Annotated in this window: 17 protein-coding genes; 6 read left to right on the forward strand and 11 right to left on the reverse strand. The window is 58.5% G+C overall.

Annotated elements, in window-relative coordinates:
• Positions 1-18: 18 nt before the first annotated feature.
• Positions 19-960, reverse strand: a complete 942-nt coding sequence (locus FHW76_RS17370; RefSeq protein WP_008806201.1) for an AEC family transporter — start codon at positions 958-960, stop codon at positions 19-21.
• 186 nt (positions 961-1,146) lie between these two features.
• On the opposite strand from FHW76_RS17370, the gene FHW76_RS17375 reads away from it, so the two are divergent.
• Both FHW76_RS17375 and FHW76_RS17380 read left to right on the forward strand, forming a co-directional pair.
• Complete coding sequence (locus FHW76_RS17375; RefSeq protein ID WP_022065494.1) at positions 1,147-2,034, forward strand: LysR family transcriptional regulator; 888 nt, start codon at positions 1,147-1,149, stop codon at positions 2,032-2,034.
• Between the two features lie 67 nt (positions 2,035-2,101).
• Positions 2,102-2,443 (forward strand): nitrous oxide-stimulated promoter family protein, encoded by a 342-nt coding sequence (locus FHW76_RS17380; RefSeq protein ID WP_008806199.1) that lies wholly within the window; start codon positions 2,102-2,104, stop codon positions 2,441-2,443.
• A gap of 59 nt (positions 2,444-2,502) precedes the next feature.
• Here the strand turns inward: FHW76_RS17380 and FHW76_RS17385 are convergent, their stop codons facing one another.
• The 9 genes from FHW76_RS17385 to FHW76_RS17425 all read right to left on the reverse strand — a co-directional run bounded on the left by FHW76_RS17385 (position 2,503) and on the right by FHW76_RS17425 (position 10,082).
• Positions 2,503-3,357, reverse strand: a complete 855-nt coding sequence (locus FHW76_RS17385; protein WP_012540752.1) for a metal ABC transporter permease — start codon at positions 3,355-3,357, stop codon at positions 2,503-2,505.
• The gene (gene sitC / locus FHW76_RS17390) at positions 3,351-4,199 is read right to left on the reverse strand and encodes an iron/manganese ABC transporter permease subunit SitC (RefSeq protein ID WP_032731146.1); all 849 of its coding nucleotides are present in this window, start codon (positions 4,197-4,199) and stop codon (positions 3,351-3,353) included. The genes FHW76_RS17385 and sitC overlap by 7 nt, the downstream gene beginning before the upstream one ends.
• Positions 4,196-5,017 (reverse strand): manganese/iron ABC transporter ATP-binding protein, encoded by an 822-nt coding sequence (locus FHW76_RS17395; protein WP_131032912.1) that lies wholly within the window; start codon positions 5,015-5,017, stop codon positions 4,196-4,198. Before FHW76_RS17395 ends, sitC begins: the two co-directional genes overlap by 4 nt.
• On the reverse strand, positions 5,014-5,931 hold the full coding sequence (locus FHW76_RS17400; protein WP_109848762.1) for a metal ABC transporter substrate-binding protein: 918 nt from the start codon (positions 5,929-5,931) through the stop codon (positions 5,014-5,016). Before FHW76_RS17400 ends, FHW76_RS17395 begins: the two co-directional genes overlap by 4 nt.
• 182 nt (positions 5,932-6,113) lie before the next feature.
• Entirely contained in the window at positions 6,114-7,076 is a 963-nt protein-coding gene (locus FHW76_RS17405; RefSeq protein ID WP_002915031.1) for a LacI family DNA-binding transcriptional regulator, read from the reverse strand.
• 56 nt (positions 7,077-7,132) lie between these two features.
• Positions 7,133-8,047, reverse strand: a complete 915-nt coding sequence (locus FHW76_RS17410; protein ID WP_101139354.1) for an ROK family protein — start codon at positions 8,045-8,047, stop codon at positions 7,133-7,135.
• A 50-nt stretch (positions 8,048-8,097) separates the two neighbouring features.
• The gene (locus FHW76_RS17415) at positions 8,098-8,412 is read right to left on the reverse strand and encodes a PTS lactose/cellobiose transporter subunit IIA (protein WP_002914983.1); all 315 of its coding nucleotides are present in this window, start codon (positions 8,410-8,412) and stop codon (positions 8,098-8,100) included.
• A gap of 23 nt (positions 8,413-8,435) precedes the next feature.
• The gene (locus FHW76_RS17420) at positions 8,436-9,758 is read right to left on the reverse strand and encodes a PTS cellobiose transporter subunit IIC (RefSeq protein WP_002914981.1); all 1,323 of its coding nucleotides are present in this window, start codon (positions 9,756-9,758) and stop codon (positions 8,436-8,438) included.
• 9 nt (positions 9,759-9,767) lie between these two features.
• The gene (locus tag FHW76_RS17425; protein ID WP_002914979.1) at positions 9,768-10,082 is read right to left on the reverse strand and encodes a PTS sugar transporter subunit IIB; all 315 of its coding nucleotides are present in this window, start codon (positions 10,080-10,082) and stop codon (positions 9,768-9,770) included.
• Between the two features lie 177 nt (positions 10,083-10,259).
• On the opposite strand from FHW76_RS17425, the gene FHW76_RS17430 reads away from it, so the two are divergent.
• The 4 genes from FHW76_RS17430 to FHW76_RS17445 all read left to right on the forward strand — a co-directional run bounded on the left by FHW76_RS17430 (position 10,260) and on the right by FHW76_RS17445 (position 16,787).
• Positions 10,260-11,531, forward strand: coding sequence for a PTS sugar transporter subunit IIC (locus tag FHW76_RS17430; RefSeq protein WP_004151052.1), 1,272 nt, complete (start codon positions 10,260-10,262; stop codon positions 11,529-11,531).
• A 262-nt stretch (positions 11,532-11,793) separates the two neighbouring features.
• On the forward strand, positions 11,794-13,131 hold the full coding sequence (locus FHW76_RS17435) for a carbohydrate porin (protein ID WP_008806192.1): 1,338 nt from the start codon (positions 11,794-11,796) through the stop codon (positions 13,129-13,131).
• 12 nt (positions 13,132-13,143) lie between these two features.
• A complete protein-coding gene (locus FHW76_RS17440) occupies positions 13,144-15,336 on the forward strand; it encodes a CBM35 domain-containing protein (protein WP_032731144.1) in 2,193 nt (730 codons plus the stop codon).
• Positions 15,337-15,386: 50 nt separating this feature from the next.
• Complete coding sequence (locus FHW76_RS17445) at positions 15,387-16,787, forward strand: glycoside hydrolase family 1 protein (protein WP_032731143.1); 1,401 nt, start codon at positions 15,387-15,389, stop codon at positions 16,785-16,787.
• 53 nt (positions 16,788-16,840) lie between these two features.
• Here FHW76_RS17445 and flhA read toward each other — a convergent pair whose 3' ends face one another.
• Positions 16,841-18,913 carry a formate hydrogenlyase transcriptional activator FlhA gene (gene flhA, locus FHW76_RS17450; RefSeq protein WP_008806189.1) on the reverse strand — a complete coding sequence of 691 codons (2,073 nt, stop codon included), beginning with the start codon at positions 18,911-18,913 and terminating at the stop codon, positions 16,841-16,843.
• Positions 18,914-19,070 lie beyond the last annotated feature (157 nt).

Below are 19,070 nucleotides of genomic sequence, written 5' to 3' on the forward strand. Positions count from 1 at the left end.
GCGGTGTAATCGCGGTAATTAAAAGGTTAAGAAAATAAATCCGCCCATCGTAATGATGGAGGCAATAATACTCAGCGCCATCGTCGAGGCCATTTCCTGCTCGCCGGTTTTATACTGCATGGCAATAATTATCGCGATGGAGCCTACCGGGATAGCCATCGTCAATACGACTTCCTTTATTTGCTCCATGCTGAAGCCCATTTTTAATAACAGGAGATAGCAGGCGCCGGGCACCAAAATATTGCGGGCGATAACGGTGATAATGGTAGCGGTGGTGATAACAATGCTGCGTGTATAGAGCACGATCCCGGCGGCAAACAGCGCCAGCCCGCCAGAGGCTTTACCCAGCAGACCCAGCGACATCGAGATAGTCTGCGGAATATGGATATCCGCCAGCACGATGATCAGGGCGATCACCGGTGACCAGACCACAGGTTGTTTAATGGCGTTTATCACCCGTGTGCCAAAGGAGATATGCTGGCTTTTATCGCCAGTGGCGACCGACATCAGAATCATCACCAGCGGCAGCTGGAAGACATTTTGCGTGATGCTGGACACCGTGATCAGCGACGCGCTGACGGTGCCAAATAAAAAGGCCAGCACTGAGGTGCCGATGAAAGGAACCGCCGGCGAGCCGATGGCCAGCGCCTGCAGCGTACTGAGGGCGAGGTCGCGTCGGAACAGATAGCGGGCGACCAGTAAGGGAATGACGAAGCTCAGAATCAGCGCGAGGATAATGGCCACCGCAACCGGGCCCATGGTCATGACGATGTGTCGCGGCGTCATCACCATATTGCTGAAAATACTTAGTGGTAATGCATAGAGCATCACAATTTTATTGATGTCTCCTGCCTGCTGCCAGTTAAAGTCTTTTCGTTTACCGCTAATATAGCCGATGATGACGGTAATGATGACCGGTAATATAGCGCCTGAAATTAATAGAATATTGTTCTGTGTCATGGTGATATATTCTCGTTATAAATTATCTTCGGGTCCGCAATTCGTTTTTGCCGTGCGTGATGAGGTTAATAAATCCGTTTTTCCTGATGCGCGGTAGCTATTTTTGAGCGTATTGATAGCGACATTTATTCGCTAAAACAGGCCGCAAGGGAAATGTAAAAACCGTTTGTTCAATGAGTAAATATCATGCCAATGAAATTTAAGCAGATTCAGGCTTTTATTACTGTCGCTCACGAAGGCAATATGACCCTGGCCGCGGAGAAGATGGGGATCACTCAGTCGGGACTGAGCCGGCTGTTATTGAGCCTGGAAGCGGACCTGAGCGCGACCTTATTCGAAAGACACAAACACGGTATGGCGTTGAGCGAATATGGCAGCGCCTTTTTACCCTATGCGCTGACGATGCTGAATACCGAACAAAAGGCCCGCGAGGAGATTGCGCTCATCCGCGGCGCCGGGAAAGGTATCCTGCGGATTGGCTGTGTTTCCAGCCTGCTGACCAGCCATTTCATCGATAAGCTGGCAGCTTTCCATCAGCGACATCCCCGGATCCATCTGCGGATCGTCGACCGCATTGACTCCGAGCTCTTTAAACTCCTGCGGATGCACGACATCGATATCGCCCTCTGCGGCCCCTTACCGCATGATGAGAAAATCGTGGTGCGCGGTAAAATTAACTGGCAGGACCGGATCTGCATCGTCGCCAGGCAGTACCACCCGCTACATCAGGCGGCGAACTTATCCCTCGAGGAGATGCTGGACTATCCGTGGATCATGCCGCCGCCGTTAAGTACCCCGATGAACATCCTTGAGGATATCTTTCGTGCCCATCAGCTACCCTGTCCGCAGCCGGTGATTGAGTGCGCGTCCTCCTCGGCCATTAAGGCCTTTCTGTGCGAGAGCGATCTGTTAACGTCGATGCCGGCCCCGGTTTACCGGCACGAGGAAGCGCTGGGCCTGCTGCGTCCGTTCGAACTCGAGGGCAGCGTTTTTATCCGCGATTTCTATGCCTATAGCCATTTCGGGGTTCTGTCCGGGGCAGCCCTGCAGTTGATCCAGCATCTCAAGCAGTGAGGCTGGTCGGGCACGAACAATAAGGTGTATAATATATGCATCTTAATAACAGGCGAAAGGCGGGGAGATGGGGAAGCGTATCGAACGGGAAAAGATGACGATTCAGCGGATGATTGCCCTCTACCAGCGGCGCTGTCCCGGGGCGCTGGCCGATAATGCGCACTATCAGGCGCTGAACGCCTACGCCGACAAGCGCCTTGATAAGTGCGTGTTTGGCGAGAATAAACCAGCCTGCAAGCAGTGTCCGGTGCATTGCTACCAGCCGGCGAAGCGCGAAGAGATGAAGCAGATTATGCGCTGGGCCGGGCCGCGAATGCTCTGGCGCCACCCGATCCTCACTATTCGCCATCTGCTGGACGACAGGCGCCCGGTGCCGGCGCTACCGGAAAAATACCGACCGAAAAAATAGCGGCCTTTCCCTGGTCAGCGCGGCGCGTAGCCGGGCGACAAGTCGGCCCCGGTAAGGCATTAGCCGCCACCGGGGATGGTTGCTGAAGCCCTCTGTTTCTGACTATCCCGAATTGTGCTTGCCACAAAGGCGACCACAAACAGCGCGGAAAACAGCACCACGATAGTCGGCGCCGGCGCGCTGTCGAGATAGAACGCCAGCCACACCCCTCCCGCCGAGCAGCCGATGGCCACCGCTACCGCCAGCAGCAGGGCGTGGATAAAGCGCCGCACCAGCAGGAGCGCGATCGCCCCGGGAGCAATCAGCAGCGAAATCGACAGAATAATCCCCACCGACTGCAGCGTCGCGACGATGGTCAGGGCGATCATGCACAGCAGGCCGTAGTGCAATAGCCCGCCGCGCAGGCCGCTGGCTTTGGCCTGCGTCGGGTCAAAGGCGTGCAGCAAAAAATCCCGCCATTTGAGACCGATAATCAGCGCAATCACCAGCGCGATAGCCGCCGTTTGTCCAATATCGCGAAGGGATATCCCCAGCATGTCGCCGAACAGGATATGGTCGAGATGAACATCGGACTGGATCGCTACATACAGCACCAGCCCGGCGCCAAACATGCCGGAGAAGACAATCCCCATGATGGTATCGCGCTTGAGTCGGCTGTTATCGTCGAGAAAACCGGTCGTCACGGCGCACAGCAGCCCGGCGATAAACGCGCCGATGGCGAAGGGGATGCCGATAATGTAGGCCAGCACCACGCCCGGAAAGACCGCGTGGCTCATGGCGTCGCCCATCAGCGCCCAGCCTTTGAGCACCAGAAACACCGACAGTAGCGCGCAGGGCACGGCCACGATGATCGATACCGCTATCGCATTGACCATAAAAGGAAACTGGAACGGGGCCAGGAACAGGTTCAGCATGCGGCCTCCCTGGCGCGGCGGCGGCTGGCCAGCAGGCCGTGCTTCGGCGCGAAGATAAAGGTGATGAGGAACAACAGCGTTTGCGCGACCACGATAATGCCGCCGGTGGCGCCGTCGAGATAGTAGCTGAGCCAGGCGCCGAAGAAACTGGTCAGACTGCCGATAGCCACGGCGATGGCCAGCAGGCGCGGAAAGCGGTCGGTTAACAGCCACGCGGTGGCCCCGGGAGTCACCACCAGGCAGATGACCAGAAAGGCGCCGACGGTCTGCAGCGCCGCCACGGTGCAGGCGGCCAGCAGGGTAAAGAACAGCAGCTTCAGGCCGCGGGTGTTCAGGCCAATCGAGCGGGCATGGTTTTCATCAAAGAAGGTCACCATCAGATCTTTCCACTTCAGCAGCAGGATCGCCATCGAGATAAAGCCGATCGCCGCCAGCTGGATAATATCCTCCGGTGCGATGGCCAGAATATTGCCGAGAATAATGGTCTGGATATTCACCGACGTCGGATTCAGCGACACCATAAACAGCCCGATCCCGAAGAAGGAGGAGAAGATCAGGCCGATAATGGCATCCTCTTTCAGCCGCGAGCGTTGCTGCAAAAACATCATGCTGCCCGCCGCCAGGCCGCCGGAGAGAAACGCGCCGAGCGCGAAAGGCAGGCCGAGCATATAGGCCCCGGCGACGCCGGGCACAATCGAGTGGGAGAGGGCGTCGCCAATCAACGACCAGCCCTTCAGCATCAGGTAGCAGGAGAGAAACGCGCAGACGCCGCCTACCAGCGCCGACACCCACATCGCATTGAGCATATAGTGATAGCCAAACGGCTCCAGCAGCCAGCTCATCGTGGGCCTCCTGCCGCGCGCCGGCTGATAAACGGCCGCTCGTCATCGGTGATAACCTGCGCTTCCCCGCCGGTCAGCGCGACGTGGCGTAGCACGCCGCTGAAAGCCCGCTCCAGATTCTCGGCGGTGAAGGTGGTTTCTGTCGGGCCGCTGGCCAGCACGGTGCCTTTCACCATCACCGTGTAATCACAAAATTCGCTCACTGACCCGAGGTTGTGGGTGGAGACCAGCATGGTACAGCCCTCATCGCGGAGCTCGCGCAGCAGGCTGATGATCCGCGCTTCGGTCTGCACATCGACGCCGGTAAAAGGCTCATCCAGCAGGATCACCTGACCCTGCTGAGCGATAGCGCGGGCAAGGAAAACGCGCTTTTTCTGCCCGCCGGAGAGCTCGCCAATTTGCCGATGGCGGTACTCGCTCATGCCCACGCGGGCCAGCGCGGCATCGACAATGTCGCGATCGCGCGGCTTTGCCCGCCGCAGCCAGCCCATATGGCCGTAGCGGCCCATCATCACCACATCCTCTACCAGCACCGGGAAGGACCAGTCCACCTCTTCCGACTGCGGGACATAGGCGACCAGGTTCTGGCGCAGCGCGCGGTTGACCGGCTGGCCGAGTATGGCGATCTCGCCGTGGCCGACGCGCACAAAGCCCATCAGCGCTTTAAACAGTGTGGATTTACCCGAGCCGTTAACGCCCACCAGTGCGGCAATGGAGCCGCGCGGTACGCTGAACGAGGCGTCGCGCAGGGCAGTGTGGCCGTTGCGCCAGGTGACGGTGAGCTGGTCGACATACAGTCCCGTTTGCGCTGCATTCATGGCTGCTTCCTCATCCCGTCCTGGATACCGTTGACGATGGTTTCGGTGGTGACGCGCAGCAGGTCGAGCCAGGTCGGCACCGGGCCGTCGGCGACGCTCAGCGAATCGACATACAACACGCCGCCGTAGTGGGCCCCGGCTTCGCGCGCCACCTGACGCGCGGGTTTATCGGAGATGGTGCTTTCGCTGAAGATGGTCGGGATGCGTTCTTTCTTCATGGTGTCGATAACCTTGCGCACCTGTTGCGGGGTGCCCTGCTGGTCGGCATTGATCGGCCACAGATACAGTTCGCGCATACCATAGTCGCGGGCCAGATAGGAGAAGGCCCCCTCGCTGGTGACCAGCCAGCGCTTATCCGCCGGCAGCTGCGCCAGTCTGGCCTGCAGCGGCGCCATCGTCTGGCGGATCTTCTCCTTATAGGCCTCGGCGTTACGGCGATAGGTGTCGGCGTGAGACGGATCGTACTTCACCAGCGCATCGCGAATGTTATCGACATAGATCAAGGCGTTATCTGCCGACATCCAGGCATGGGGATTGGGCTTCCCACTATAGGGGCCCGCGCTGATGCCCATCGGCTGGATCCCCTCGCTGACTACCACCTCCGGAACGCCCTGTAAGTGCTGATAAAAACGGGCAAACCACCGTTCGAGATTAAGCCCATTGCTGAGGATCAGCTGTGCCCCCTGCGCGCGTTTGATATCGCCTGGCGTGGGCTGGTAATCGTGGATCTCCGCGCCCGGTTTGGTGATGGAGCTGACGACGGCGGCGTCGCCGGCCACGTTCTGCGCCATATCGGCGATAACCGTGAAGGTAGTGATAACCCTGAATTTCTCCTGCGCGGTGGCCGGCGTCGCGGCCAGCAGAGCCAGCGCGCTGGCCAGCAGCAATGATTTCAGCGGTGTCAGGTGTTGCATAGGAGCCCTCGCAATGGTGTGGTTAATTTCCCAGCGTTTATAGCCATTGCTATGTTATATAGCACAAGCTATTTACAAATGAAAATAATTCTTATTTGCATGCGTGGATAATAATGAGCCGGGAAACGAAAGCGACAAGAAAGGGGGGAGATAAGGCTGGCCCGGCGCGAACCGGGCGAAGATCAAGAGATATCGGCGACCGACTGGCGCGGGATCAGGCGGCCAGCCAGCGAGCGGCCCTCGGCGGTGAAGGTTGGCCGGTCGTCAATCAGGCTGCGAATACGCTGAATACAGTTATCCAGCAGCGCCTCCAGTGGCCAGGAGATGCAGGTCAGCGGCGGGTAGAGCAGCGAGGCGAGCGGGGAATCCTCAAGGCTCAGCAGGGAGACCTCCTGCGGGACGGCGATGGTGAATTCGCGTAACAGACGCATCGCCTCAGCCGCGTAGCGGTCGCGTTTAACGATAATCACTGAGTATTTACTGAAGCTGTTAATTAAGGTCAGCAGCGCCTGCTCGACATCATCGTTGGCCGTCAGCACCAGCTGGCGGTTAAAAGGAATGGAGTAGTTTTGCAGGACGTTGCGGTAGCCTTCCAGCATCTGGCGGCTGGCATCGTCGCTATCGCTGTCCACCAGCAGGGCGATGTTGCGGTGTCCCTTGCCAATCACATAGCGGCAGGCGCTTTCGGTGGCGAAGGCGAAATCGTAGCCCTGGCTGTTGCTCCCGGCGACGCCGAAGCGGTCAAAGGCGATAACGTTGCGCGGCGCGTCGGCGGCAACGGCGCCCAGCACCACCACCGCCACGCACTGGCGCTGCAGATCGTCGATCACCGCCGCCTGCTCTACCGGATCGCTGACATACTGGACCAGCAGGCTTTTGTTCAGCCCTTTCAGCGCCTGAGAGAGCAGCGGCAGCAGACGCGCGCCGTGGCTTTCGTCCTGCGCGGAAATCACCAGACCAACGTGGCTGGATGTCTGACTGGCGAGGTTTTGCGCGGCAAAGCTCGGGCGATAGTTGAGTTCTTCAACGGCCCGCAGCACAGCTTCCCGGCTCTCTTCGCGCACGCCCCGGGTGCCGGTCAGCACGCGGGAAACCGTCGCTCTTGAGACATTCGCTAATCTTGAAACATCATCAATCGTTGGCATGGCTTTTTCTGTCTGAACATTTTCGCCTAGCTTAACATACCTGCTGAAAAAAGTGTCTACCGCTGCCCGTCCGCGGCGCCGAGCAGACGGGGCAGCCAGGCCGCGCCGCGCACGCCGCTGGCGTCGCCGAAGCGGGCCGGTTTGATCTGCGTGCGGCAGGTGTCGGAGAAGATCCACGGCACGATGGCGGCAGGCAGATCGCGATAGATCTGGCTGACGTTGGACAGACCGCCGCCCAGCACAATCACCTGCGGGTCGAGAATATTGATCACCGACGCCAGGCTACGGGCAAAGGCATCGATAAAGTGTCGCCAGTGGGCCAGCGCGCGCGGATCGCCGTTTTGCGCCGCGGCGACAATGGCTTCCGCACGGGCTTGTTCCCCATAGCGGCGGGCGAAGCCGGTGCCGGAGAGAAAGCTTTCGATGCAGTTCGTTTTGCCGCAGTAGCAGGGCTGCGGCGGACCATCGCGCTCAGGAGTATAGCCCGGCAGCGGATTATGCCCCCACTCCCCGGCGATAGCGTTGGGGCCGCTGAGCAGTTGTTGATGAACGGCGATCCCCCCGCCGCAGCCGGTACCGATAATCACCCCGAAGACGGTGGAGGCCCCGGCGCCGGCGCCATCTACCGCCTCCGAAAGGGTGAAGCAGTCGGCATCGTTTGCCATCCACACCGGCTGGCCAAGCTGCTGCATGATATCCCGGCGCAGATCGTGACCGTTGAGCACCAGGCAGTTGCAGTTTTTAATGCGTCCGCTTTGCGGATCGATAGCCCCGGGCAGGCCGATCCCCAGGGTGAACGGCTGCGGGCTGACCGCGCGAATATCGGCAATCAGGGTCAGCAGCTGACGCATAAAGGCGTCATAGCTCTCTTTGTGGGTCGGCCGGCGCAGGCGCTGGACGCATTCGCCCGCCGGGTCCAGCAGTACGGCTTCCATTTTGGTGCCGCCAATATCTATTCCAAGATGTAACATAGTGACCTCGGGGAATCAGACCCGGCCAGCGCGCCTGGCCGGGGAACGCGCTAGGCGTGAAGTGGTTGCGCGCGGTAAATCGCAATCAGTTCGGCAATCAGCTCTTTCGCCAGAATGGAGGTCATCAGGTGATCCTGAGCATGGACCATTACCAGCGTCATTTTGGTTTTTCCCTCGCCTTCGTCAGCTTCGATAAGCTGGGTCTGTACAAGGTGAGCTTCGCGGGAATAGTGCGCCGCTTCCTGCATTTTGGCGTCGGCGGTGGCGAAATCACCCGCTTTAGCGGCGTGCAGCGCTTCGTAGCACAGACTACGTGACTGGCCGGCGTTGATGATGATCCCCATCACCTGTTCTTCTAATTCCATGATTATCCTCTGAATCGTTAGCGTTAAGCGGTTTGCGCCGCGTTGTCAGCCTGGCCGACGGCGTTTTCACGCTCCTGGGCCAGCAGCTGTTTTTCGTAAGCTTTGAGAAATGGCAGGTACATCACCATGGCGGTGGCCATACAAATGAGGCACAGGATCACCGGGCTAAAGCTCCAGTTCGCCGCCCACGAGGCGCCGATGGGCGCCGGCGTTGTCCACGGCGTCATCGATACTACGCGGCTGACGAGATCCAGCTTCAGCGCAAAGTACGCCAGGGTCGCGTTGACCATCGGCACCAGCACGAACGGCAGGAAAAACAGTGGGTTCATGATGATCGGCGCGCCGAAGAGGATCGGTTCGTTAATATTGAATACCCCCGGCACGACCCCCATCCGGCCAATCGTCCGCAGATGCACGGCCTTGCTGCGCAGCAGCATCAGCGCCAGCGGTAGGGTGGAGCCGACGCCGCCGATCAGCAGATAGTGATCCCAGAAGCCCTGGACATAGATGTGCGGGATAGCGGTACCTGCCGCCATGGCCGCCTGATTGACCGACAGGTTGGCCATCCAGAACGGGTTCATGATCCCGGTGACGATCAGCGCGCCGTGGATCCCGGCGAACCACAGTACCTGACAGACCAGCACTGACAACAGAATGGCCGGCAGCGTATCGGAAGCCGCGACCAGGGGTTTGACCAGCGACATGATCGCTTCCGGAATGATCATCCCCAGCTGAGCCTCGATAAACAGGTTCAGCGGATGCAGCGTCAGAATGATCGCCAGCACCGGGATCAGGATCTCGAACGAGCGCGCCACCCCGGCAGGCACTTCCGGCGGCAGGCGAATGGTGATGTTATGCCGCTTGAGGAAGGCGTACAGCTCGGTGGAATAGATGGCCACCAGAATGGCGGTGAAGATCCCCTGGCCGGAGAAGTAGGCCGTAGAGATCTGGCCATCTTTCAGCGGCGCGGCCACCAGCAGAAACGACATCAGCGACAGCATCCCGGCGGTCAGCGAGTCCAGGTGATGGTGCTTGGCGAGGCTGGCGGCGATCCCGACGGCAATGAACAGGGTCATCACCCCCATGCTGAAGTTGAACGGCAGCATCAGCGCATCGCGATGATCGAGCGAAAATTGCAGCCAGGCGCGGGCAAAGCCCCACGTCGTATCCGGAGAAAACGGCGGAAAGATAAATACCAGCAAAAACGAGCCTACGATCATAAAGGGCAGGGCGGTAATAAAACCGTCGCGGATCGAGGTGACGTATTTTTGCTGGCCGATCGCCCCCGCCATAGGCGTGATCTGCCGTTCGATCACATCGATCAGTTTAGCGTACAGAGAGCTCATGTTCTTTCCTTAGTTCTTGTTTTCAATGAGGGAAAGGGCGAAATCGAGGACCGCGGCGCCTTTTTGCATGCCGTAGTCCATCATATTGATGGGTTCGACGCGAATACCGTATTTATCCGCCTGTTTTTGCAGATCCTGCTGCATGTATTTCACCTGCGGCCCCAGCAGTACCACCTGATAATGGCCAACCTGTTCGGCGAACTCCGCTACGCCATAGGCATTGATCTCTACCGGCAGGCCCCGCTGTTCGGCTTCGGCAATCATTTTTTTCATCAGCAGGCTGGTGGACATGCCTGCCGAACAACACAACATAATTTTTTTCATAAGTACCGCTCCTGATGAGGTTGGATGAGCGGACTATAGTCAAAATGGATGCATTACGGAAAGCGCTTTCCGTTTGTGGATTTATTAATTGTGACCATGATCACCTATGGCAGGCTTTCACTTTCCGGTGTTGTGGGCGATCATCCCGGCGAGACAACCATTCGCAAAGGTAGGAGTATGAACATTCAGTTAATGAATGTGGCCGTGGACATCATCGAGCAGCGGCTGGCGCCGCTGGCGAATGTTCTGACGCGCAACAACCACATTACGGCGATGCGCGATAGCTTTGCGCTGGCGATGCCCTTTGTGATTGTTGGCAGCCTGTTGGTGCCCATTTTGTTTCCGCCCGTTTCCATCGACGGCGCCTCGCGTTTCGGCCAGGTCTATTTGCTACTGCGGCCTATCCTGCTGCCGACCTTTCAGTTAACCATTGGCCTGGTGGCGCTGATTGTCGCCTTCGGCGCCAGCGCCAGTCTCGCCAAGCAGTACCGTCTGCCGGAACGGCTCTGCGGTTTAACCGGGTGTCTGGCTTTTCTGCTGTTTATCGGCTTTCGCGAGACTGCGGTGAGCAATGTTTATCTCGGCGGTATGGGGATATTTACCGCCCTGATATCCAGCACCTATTCCATTGAGATAATTCGCTTTTTCTACAAAAAAGGCTGGTGTATTCGCTTGCCTGATGAAGTGCCGCTGATGACCCGCAATGGCTTTCAACTGCTGATCCCGCTGCTGGTGGTGATGCTGTCGATAAGCGTGATGAATGCCATACTGCTGCAGACCACCGGACGCATCGTACCGGAGTTGATCAGCGAAGCGGTGCGGCCGCTGGTGCTGGCGTCCGACACGCTGATGGCGGTACTGATCTCTTTATTTATCTGTAACTTACTCTGGTTTATCGGTATCCACGGCGCGCTGATCATCACCGGGATCATGAACCCCTTCTGGATGACCTATCTGTTTGAAAATCAGCAGGCGCTGGCGGCGGGTTCGCCAACGCTGCCGCATATTTATCTGCAGGGGTTCTGGGATTTTTACCTGCTGATCGGCGGTATTGGCTCCACTTTGCCGCTGGTGCTGATGGCGATGCGCAGCCGCTCGCGGCAGCTGAAAAGCGTGGCAAAAATTGGCCTGCTGCCGTCGCTGTTTAATATCAACGAGCCAATACTGTTTGGTTTTCCGGTAATCATGAACCCGGTTTTTTTACTGCCGTTTCTCTTTGTTCCGCTGATAAATGCCTGTATCGCATGGTATTTAACTCAGCTGGGTATCCTCGACCGCGCGGTGGCGATGCTGCCATGGTCTATGCCTTCCCCGCTGGGGGCAGCATGGTCGGCGAACGGTAGCTGGAAAAATTTGTGCATGAGCCTGTTCGCGATGTTTAACGCCTGGATGCTCTATCGCCCCTTCTTCAAAGTGTACGAACGCCAGCTCGCGGAAACCGAACGCTGACCCCCTCGCCGTCGGCGGCTTATCCCCCGGCGGCACTCATTCACCTGCTCCTCCTTCCGCTCTGCTGCCGGCTCCCGGCGGCATTCTTGTTATTTTATGTGATCAGTCTCACGAATATATTCGTCGCGGAGCGAATTTTGTGAACCAGATAGGCAATTATGGAAAGCGCTTTCCATTAACGGATGTACATTTCCATTTTTGATCCGTAAATTTCCCCTCCGTTATCGGTTCGTGTTAACAAACATAACGTGGGAAAAAAATAATGATAAAGCTGAAACATTCAATACCTCTGGCTCTCCTCTCGCTGGCAGGGGCCAGCAGCCTGGCCTGCGCCGATCCGAAGTATGATTTTGCGCTGCATGGCTATATCCGCTCCGGGATCCTGGCGAACTCCGATGGCAACCGCGCGGACTCCGTCGGCCTGATGCCGGACGGTAAGTGGCGACTGGGCAACGAAGAAGACACCAAGATCGAACTGATCCCCACCGTGACGCTGACGGCGGACAGCGGCGTGGTGGCGAAAGTGCAGGCCAACCTCACTCATCAGTCGAAATGCACCTCCGACTGGAACTGTCAGGATGACGATGGCCATGACGTACAGTTTCGCGAAGGGTTCGCCGAGCTGAGCAATCTGGATTTTGCGCCGGAGATGACCTTCTGGGCCGGTAAGCGCTACAGCAGCTCCAACACCTCCAGCCATCAGTTCGACTGGGAGTACATTCAGTACAACGGCACCGGCGGCGGCTTCGACAACATGGATCTCGGCTTCGCCCGCTTCGACGCCGGGGTGTACGCCTTTTCACCCACCGATGAAACCAAAGCCTACCCGGTGGATAAGGGAGATCAGGGCTACCCGGATGACTATTCCCTCAACCTGTGGCTGAAAAAGATCGCGGGGACAGGCTTCGATCTGGAGCTGATCGGCCACCATATGAACCGTAACGAAAACCACCCGACTTCCGCCGAGAAGGGCTATGGCGTGACCGGTATTTATAACTTTGACGGTTTCTATGGTCTGACCGGAGGCTACTCCCGCCTTGCATTGCAGTACGGGAAAGGGCTGGCGGCGGGTGACTCGCTGGGTAAAAACGGCTGGGGCTGGGCCAATCTGGAAAACACTCAGTCCTGGCGAGTGGTGCTGGATAGCGTGGCCTCGATGGGCGACCTGGAGATCTCGACCTTCGCTTTCTGGCAGAAAGATAAAAACTACCGCTGGTGGACGGAAGATGACCATGGCTGGGGACGCTCGATGTGGGTCGCCGGTATCCGCCCTTATCATCAGATCACCCGCAACTTTGCCATGCAGTACGAGCTGGGCTACGAATACCTGGATGACAAAAACTACAAAGGGGTAAACGGCAAAGGCAAAGGCGGCCTGACCAAAGTCACCGTTGCGCCAACCCTGACCTTTGACTCCGGTTTCTGGGCACGCCCGCAGCTGCGCTTCTTCGTCACCTACGCGAAGTGGGATAAAGGTGTCTCCGATGCGCTGGACGGCAACTACAACTGGGATACCAATACCATCACCGCCGGCGGGTATTCCCGCAGTGGCTCTACCGACACCGTTAACTTCGGCGTACAGGCCGAGGTCTGGTTCTAAGGAGAGACAACGATGAAGCCGATGAAAAACCTGCTGCTGATGGGGCTGCTGTCCGCGCTGGGGGCCGGCGGGGCGCTGGCCGCCGAGCGCTCGCACTTTACGCACTTTATCACTCGCGACGGCGCCACCCTCAAGGACGGCGACAAGGTGTTTCGTTTCGCCGGGATCCACGCGCCGGAGCTGCACCGCATTGAAGACGACGCCCGCGGCCCCTGCAGAGCAGACCCGCGCGGCTGGGGACAATACTTTAAATGGCCAACGGCGCAGGAGCAGCAAAACTGGATCCAGGCGATGGTGCAAACCGGGGCGAAAGCCCAGCGCGTCTACGTGCTGTCGGTGCAGCAGGAATTTGATAAAGCCTGCGGGCGCGAGACCCATATTCTGGCGCCGGAAACGGCGGACGGCATGCCGCGGCTGAATGAGAAAGCCATGCGGGTGTATGACAACATGATTGCCGAAGCGGATAAACAGGGATTGCGACTGATCCTGCCGTTTATTGACCACTGGTGGTGGTGGGGCGGGCGTGAGCAGCTGGCGGCGTTCTACCACGAAAAAGCGGAAGACTTTTATCGGACCGATAGCAAGACCTTCAAAGCCTATCTGGATGTGATCCGCCAGGTTATCACCCGGACAAATACTGTCACCGGCCGCGCCTATTATGATGAAAAGGCGATCATGGCCTGGGAAACCGGTAACGAGCTGGAGGATACCAACGCCGATTTCCTGCATCAGACCGCGGCGTGGATTAAAAAATGGGCCCCTCATCAGCTGGTGGTAGATGGTACCTATAAGAAAATCAATTCCTTTGCGCTGACCGACCCCAATGTGGATATCGTCAGCAATCACTATTACACCAATGCCGATAATAACCATCCCGGGCAGGTGACGCAGGATCTGCGCGCCGTCGGCGGGCAAAAAGTCTATCTCGTCGGCGAGTTTGGCCTGCTGCCGGCGGATCAACTGAACGCCATTATGCAGTCGATCGTTCACAGCGACGTCAACGGGGCGCAAGCCGCCGGCGGGCTTATCTGGGGCTTCCGCGGCCATCGTCACGACGGCGGCTTCTACTGGCATAAGGAGTCGACCGGGCACTACAGTTACCACCTGCCGGGGTTTGCCAAAGAAGGCGAAGCGAACCAGGAGCAGGCGGTGGTCGATCTGGTGCGCACGGCCGCGGCGCAGATGGCCGGGCAGCAGACGATGGCGCCGCTGCCGAAGCCGGACGCGCCTTTGCTGCGCGAGACCACCTCGCCCTTCGCGATCAACTGGATGGGAGCCGCGGTGGGACGCAGCTACGATGTCGAACGCGCCGCCTCGCCGACCGGGCCGTGGACGGTGGTGGGCCGGGATATCTCCGATGGCGTTAACGAATGGAATCCGGAAACCATGGTTCTGTTCCGCGACGATTATCGTCAGCTTCAGCTCGGGCATACGTATTACTACCGGGTGACGGCGAAAAACGAGAGCGGTCATTCGGCTCCTTCCAATGTGATTAGCGTGCAGCATAGCGAGGAGAATCAGCCGCCGGTTGTCATGCTGGAACCGGCCCTAACCACCACGCAGGACCAGGGCGTCGAGCTTACAGCCAGCTGGCAGGACGATGGCCTGCCGTCGCGAGAGGTTAAGGTGGGCTGGCAGCACGCCGGTGAGGGACAGGTGCATTTCTGCCATGCCGATCGGGCTCAAACCCGGGCCTGGTTTACGACGCCAGGTACCTATGCGCTGACGTTCACGGCGGACGATGGGCTGCTGAAAAGCAGCAAAACCGTGACCGTGACGGTGGGCGAAGCGACGGGGAAAGCGCCAGCGGATTTTTGTCGTTATTACGGCGAAGTTTATGGCGTGGCTGAGGGTCGGCTGACGGTGATGAAGAGTGATAAAGACGCGCTGACAGTTGGCGAGGACGGCTTCCTCGGCCCATTTGCCAACGAGGGGGATAAGATCAGCTGGCAGGTGCAGGCGCCGTGGAGCGGTCAGTTCCTGCTCAATGTAACCTTCAACGGCAAATGGGGCGGTAAGCAGAACTCATTTGTCGTCAACGGGGGCGCTCCGCAGGCCGTGGCCTTCCCGCAGACGGATGAGCAGGGCCAGCAGTTGCGGATACCGGTGACGCTTAACGCGGGGACTAATCAGATTGACTTCGGCCGCTTCGCCGGCGACTGGGGCTATATGTTCATTAAATCGATCGAAGTGGTCGCAGAGTAGTACGTTCAGGCTGCGCCAGACGGGCGCAGCCTTTTTTCGAAGGAGAGGTTATGCAGCAATATCAGTTTCCGCAAGGGTTTCTATGGGGGGCGGCGGCGTCCGGCCCGCAAACGGAAGGGGTCACCAATAAGCGCCATCGTTCCATCTGGGATAGCTGGTTTGCCGAACAACCGGAGCGATTTTATCAGCAGGTAGGGCCGCAAACCGTATGTGATACTTATCATCAGTATCCGCAGGACGTGGCGCTAATGAAACAGACCGGCTTCAACTCGTTTCGCACCTCAATTCAGTGGTCACGACTGATCGCTGATTTAGAAACCGGTGCGCCGGACCCGGACGCGGTGCGTTTTTATCACGCCTATCTCGATGAGATGATCGCCAACGGCATTGAGCCGATGATCAATCTCTACCACTTTGATATGCCGGAAGCGCTGCAGAAACAGTACGGCGGCTTTGAATCGGCGCACGTGGCCGAGCTGTTTGCCCGCTTTGCCCGCACCGCCTTTAGCCTGTTTGGCCATAAGGTTAAATACTGGATAACCTTCAACGAGCCGATTGTGCCGGTTGAGGGGGGCTACCTGTACGACTTCCACTATCCGTGTAAGAAAGATGGCCGGCTGGCGGCGCAGGTGGCGTTTAACATTATGCTGGCGCACGCCAAAGCGGTAACGGCTTATCGTGAACTGGCGCTGGTGGGCGAGATCGGCGTGGTGCTCAACCTGACCCCGAGCTATACCCTCACCGACAGCGACGCGGATAAAAAAGCCGCCGGGTATGCCGACCTGTTTTTTAACCGCAGCTTCCTTGACCCGCTGGTAAAACATGAATTCCCCAAAGCGCTGTGCGAGATCCTCGCCGCCCACGACTGCCTGCCGACGACCAGCAAAGACGACGTGGCGTTGATCCTCAGCGCGGATATCGATTTTCTTGGGGTGAACTATTACGTGCCGCGGCGGGTAAAAGCGCGTGAGGGCGAATATGATCTCGATTATTTCACCCCGGAATACTATTTCGAAAACGCGGTGAACCCGCAGGGCCGCTTTAATCCCTATCGTGATAACAACGAGATCCTGCCGCAGGCGATCTATGACATTGCCGCCAATATTCGCGATAACTACGGCAACATTAAGTGGTATCTCGCGGAAATCGGCATCGCGATGGATCGACAATCAGAGGGAGAGCCCGGGGCGGACGGGGTGATAGACGATAATTTCCGCATCCAGCTGATGGAGGAGCATCTGGTGCAGCTGCACCGCGCCATTGCCGACGGTGCGAACTGCTTTGGCGTACACCAGTGGACGTTTATCGACAACTGGTCGTGGATCAATGCCTTCAAACGACGCTACGGCTTCTGGCGACTGGATCTGGAGACCGGCGAGCGACAGATAAAACGCAATGCGCTGTGGTTTGCCGAACTGGCGACCAGCAACGGTTTTACCAGCGATAAATAGCGCGCGGCGCCTGCGCTCCCTCTCACCGGCGCGGAAAGGGGGAGCGCACGAGGTTACACCAGTTCGTCTTTATTAATACCCAGCCGCTTCATGCGCGACAGGAGCGTGGTGCGCTTGAGCCCCAGCCGCTGGGCGGCGCCTTTCGGCCCGGCCACCACGCCGTTGCTCTCCTTCAGCACCCGGACGATCAGCTGATATTCATCCTCACCTTCCTCAGGCAGGACCGCCGGCGTTCGAGGAACTTCCACGATCTCCCGCTCCGGCAGGGAGAGCTGCAGTACGTTGCCGCGGGTGAGTAACACCGCCCGTTCGATAACGTTTTCCAGCTCGCGCACGTTGCCCGGCCACTCCATCCGCGTCAGGGTGCGCAGGGTTTCCGCCGGAATGCTGTCGATGTTGCGCCCCATGCGGCGGGCGATTTTAAAGGTAAAGGCCTTCACCAGCAGCGGAATATCGTCGGGACGTTCGCGCAGCGGCGGCAGGTGGATGGGGAACACGTTGAGCCGATAGTAGAGATCGCTGCGGAATTCCCTGTCGATAACCATCTGCTTGAGATCGCGGTTGGTGGCGGCGATCAGCCGGACGTCGGTCTGGATCAGCTTGTTGCTCCCCAGACGTTCGAACTCCTGCTCCTGGAGGACGCGCAGCAGTTTAGGTTGCAACTCCAGCGGCATATCGCCCACTTCATCAAGGAACAGGGAGCTTTTGTCCGCCAGCTCGAAGCGGCCGATACGCTGGGCGCTGGCCCCGGTGAACGCGCCGCGTTCGTGGCCGAACAGATCGCTCTCCAGCAGCCCGGCGGGCATCGCGGCGCAGTTCATCTTCACCATCCGTCGACCGTTACGCCCGCTGAGGTTGTGGATAGCGCGGGCGATAAGCTCTTTACCGGTGCCGGTTTCGCCGAGGATCAGCACGGTGCTGTCGCTGTGCGCCACCATCTCGACCTGTTTGAGCACATTGTTCATCGCCTCGCTGCGGCCGATGATCTCGCCGAATTCGCTCTCGACATTATTGAGCTGCTCGGTGAGGGCGAGGTTCTCATCCACCAGCCGCTCTTTCAGGCGCTGAATTTCGCGGTAGGCGAGGGCGTTATCGATAGCGATCGATACCCGCTCGGCGATCTGCCGCAGCAGCTTGAGATTGGTGGTGGTGAAGACCTGTTCGTCGCACTGCGCCAGCTTCAGCACCCCGAGCAGGGTATTGCCGGACATCAGCGGCAGCAGGCACAGGGTCTGGATCTTATTGCCCCACATCTCGAAGAGCATTTTCTCATACGGCGCGAGGGTGTCATGCTCGTGCAGGTTGAGCAGCAGCATCTCTTTGCTTTTGAACACGCGCTCGGTGAGGGTACCAGCTTCATCCACCTCGCTCTGGTCGTGGACGGGATGGCTGGCGTCAAGATAATGCGTGGAATAGATGTTGAGCTTCCCTTTGCGGTCGCTGCGCAGCACCACGCTGATGGCGTCGATCCGGAAGTAGCGATGGATCTCTTTCGCCACCTCGCTGACCAGCTCGTCGATATCCAGGCGTGAGAGCACCGCGTTGGTGATCGCCACCAGGATGCGAAAGTTGTCGCGCTCGTGGCACAGCAGATCGTAATCGACGTTATTGCTGACCCGGTTCTGAATTTGCTCGGTGACGACGGCGACGATCTGCGTGAAGGTATGCAGCCGCTGGAACTCTTTCTCGCTCCACGGCCGGTTGTCACGGCGCAGAAATTCACAGCCGCCGAAGATCCGCCCATCAGCCGCCAGCGGCAGCAGCGAGTAGTACCCGAACGGGCGATAGAGCCCGCTGCGGATAAGCTGCGGCCAGGTGTCGGCAAAGGTCTCGTGGTCGCAATGCAGGGCATCCGGCCGGGAGAGTAAGCGGCGCACCGGACCGTGGGCGAGCACGGTTTCGTCCTCGTAGCTCACCGGGTGACCGGCTTCATCGCAGGCGTACCTGGCCGCGCGGTGGTTACCCGCGTTCCACAGGATGATGGCCGCCTCGTCGGCGAGCGCAGACTGTTGCACCAGGCGGGTGAGAGTTTCGCTCAGCGCGGCCAGATCGGGCTGCTGTAATAAAAGCCGGGTGATATCGAACAGCCCTTGCTGGCCGAGATCGCTCATCGGTGTATACGACATTGCTTACGTCCAAAACGCGCCGACAACGTGGCGCATAAGAAAATGATGGTACAAATAATAGTATGTTAATAAAGCGGTTATTGCCGCTTTAACCCCGGCTCGCGCTGCGCTTAGCCGGGCTACGTGCGCGCAGTTTTGTAGCCCGGATAAGGCGCCA

The organism is Klebsiella sp. RC2 (genome assembly GCF_014192815.1).
GTDB lineage: Bacteria > Pseudomonadota > Gammaproteobacteria > Enterobacterales > Enterobacteriaceae > Klebsiella > Klebsiella variicola.

Excerpts from the sequence above, each read along its gene's own strand:
- FHW76_RS17410 (WP_101139354.1), bottom strand. The coding sequence starts at position 8,047 with ATGTTACATCTTGGAATAGATATTGGCGGCACCAAAATGGAAGCCGTA.
- FHW76_RS17440 (WP_032731144.1), top strand. The coding sequence starts at position 13,144 with ATGAAGCCGATGAAAAACCTGCTGCTGATGGGGCTGCTGTCCGCGCTG.
- FHW76_RS17445 (WP_032731143.1), top strand. The coding sequence starts at position 15,387 with ATGCAGCAATATCAGTTTCCGCAAGGGTTTCTATGGGGGGCGGCGGCG.
- FHW76_RS17435 (WP_008806192.1), top strand. The coding sequence starts at position 11,794 with ATGATAAAGCTGAAACATTCAATACCTCTGGCTCTCCTCTCGCTGGCA.
- FHW76_RS17375 (WP_022065494.1), top strand. The coding sequence starts at position 1,147 with ATGCCAATGAAATTTAAGCAGATTCAGGCTTTTATTACTGTCGCTCAC.
- FHW76_RS17425 (WP_002914979.1), bottom strand. The coding sequence starts at position 10,082 with ATGAAAAAAATTATGTTGTGTTGTTCGGCAGGCATGTCCACCAGCCTG.
- FHW76_RS17395 (WP_131032912.1), bottom strand. The coding sequence starts at position 5,017 with ATGAATGCAGCGCAAACGGGACTGTATGTCGACCAGCTCACCGTCACC.
- FHW76_RS17370 (WP_008806201.1), bottom strand. The coding sequence starts at position 960 with ATGACACAGAACAATATTCTATTAATTTCAGGCGCTATATTACCGGTC.
- sitC (WP_032731146.1), bottom strand. The coding sequence starts at position 4,199 with ATGAGCTGGCTGCTGGAGCCGTTTGGCTATCACTATATGCTCAATGCG.
- flhA (WP_008806189.1), bottom strand. The coding sequence starts at position 18,913 with ATGTCGTATACACCGATGAGCGATCTCGGCCAGCAAGGGCTGTTCGAT.
- FHW76_RS17405 (WP_002915031.1), bottom strand. The coding sequence starts at position 7,076 with ATGCCAACGATTGATGATGTTTCAAGATTAGCGAATGTCTCAAGAGCG.
- FHW76_RS17430 (WP_004151052.1), top strand. The coding sequence starts at position 10,260 with ATGAACATTCAGTTAATGAATGTGGCCGTGGACATCATCGAGCAGCGG.
- FHW76_RS17415 (WP_002914983.1), bottom strand. The coding sequence starts at position 8,412 with ATGGAATTAGAAGAACAGGTGATGGGGATCATCATCAACGCCGGCCAG.
- FHW76_RS17385 (WP_012540752.1), bottom strand. The coding sequence starts at position 3,357 with ATGCTGAACCTGTTCCTGGCCCCGTTCCAGTTTCCTTTTATGGTCAAT.
- FHW76_RS17400 (WP_109848762.1), bottom strand. The coding sequence starts at position 5,931 with ATGCAACACCTGACACCGCTGAAATCATTGCTGCTGGCCAGCGCGCTG.
- FHW76_RS17380 (WP_008806199.1), top strand. The coding sequence starts at position 2,102 with ATGGGGAAGCGTATCGAACGGGAAAAGATGACGATTCAGCGGATGATT.
- FHW76_RS17420 (WP_002914981.1), bottom strand. The coding sequence starts at position 9,758 with ATGAGCTCTCTGTACGCTAAACTGATCGATGTGATCGAACGGCAGATC.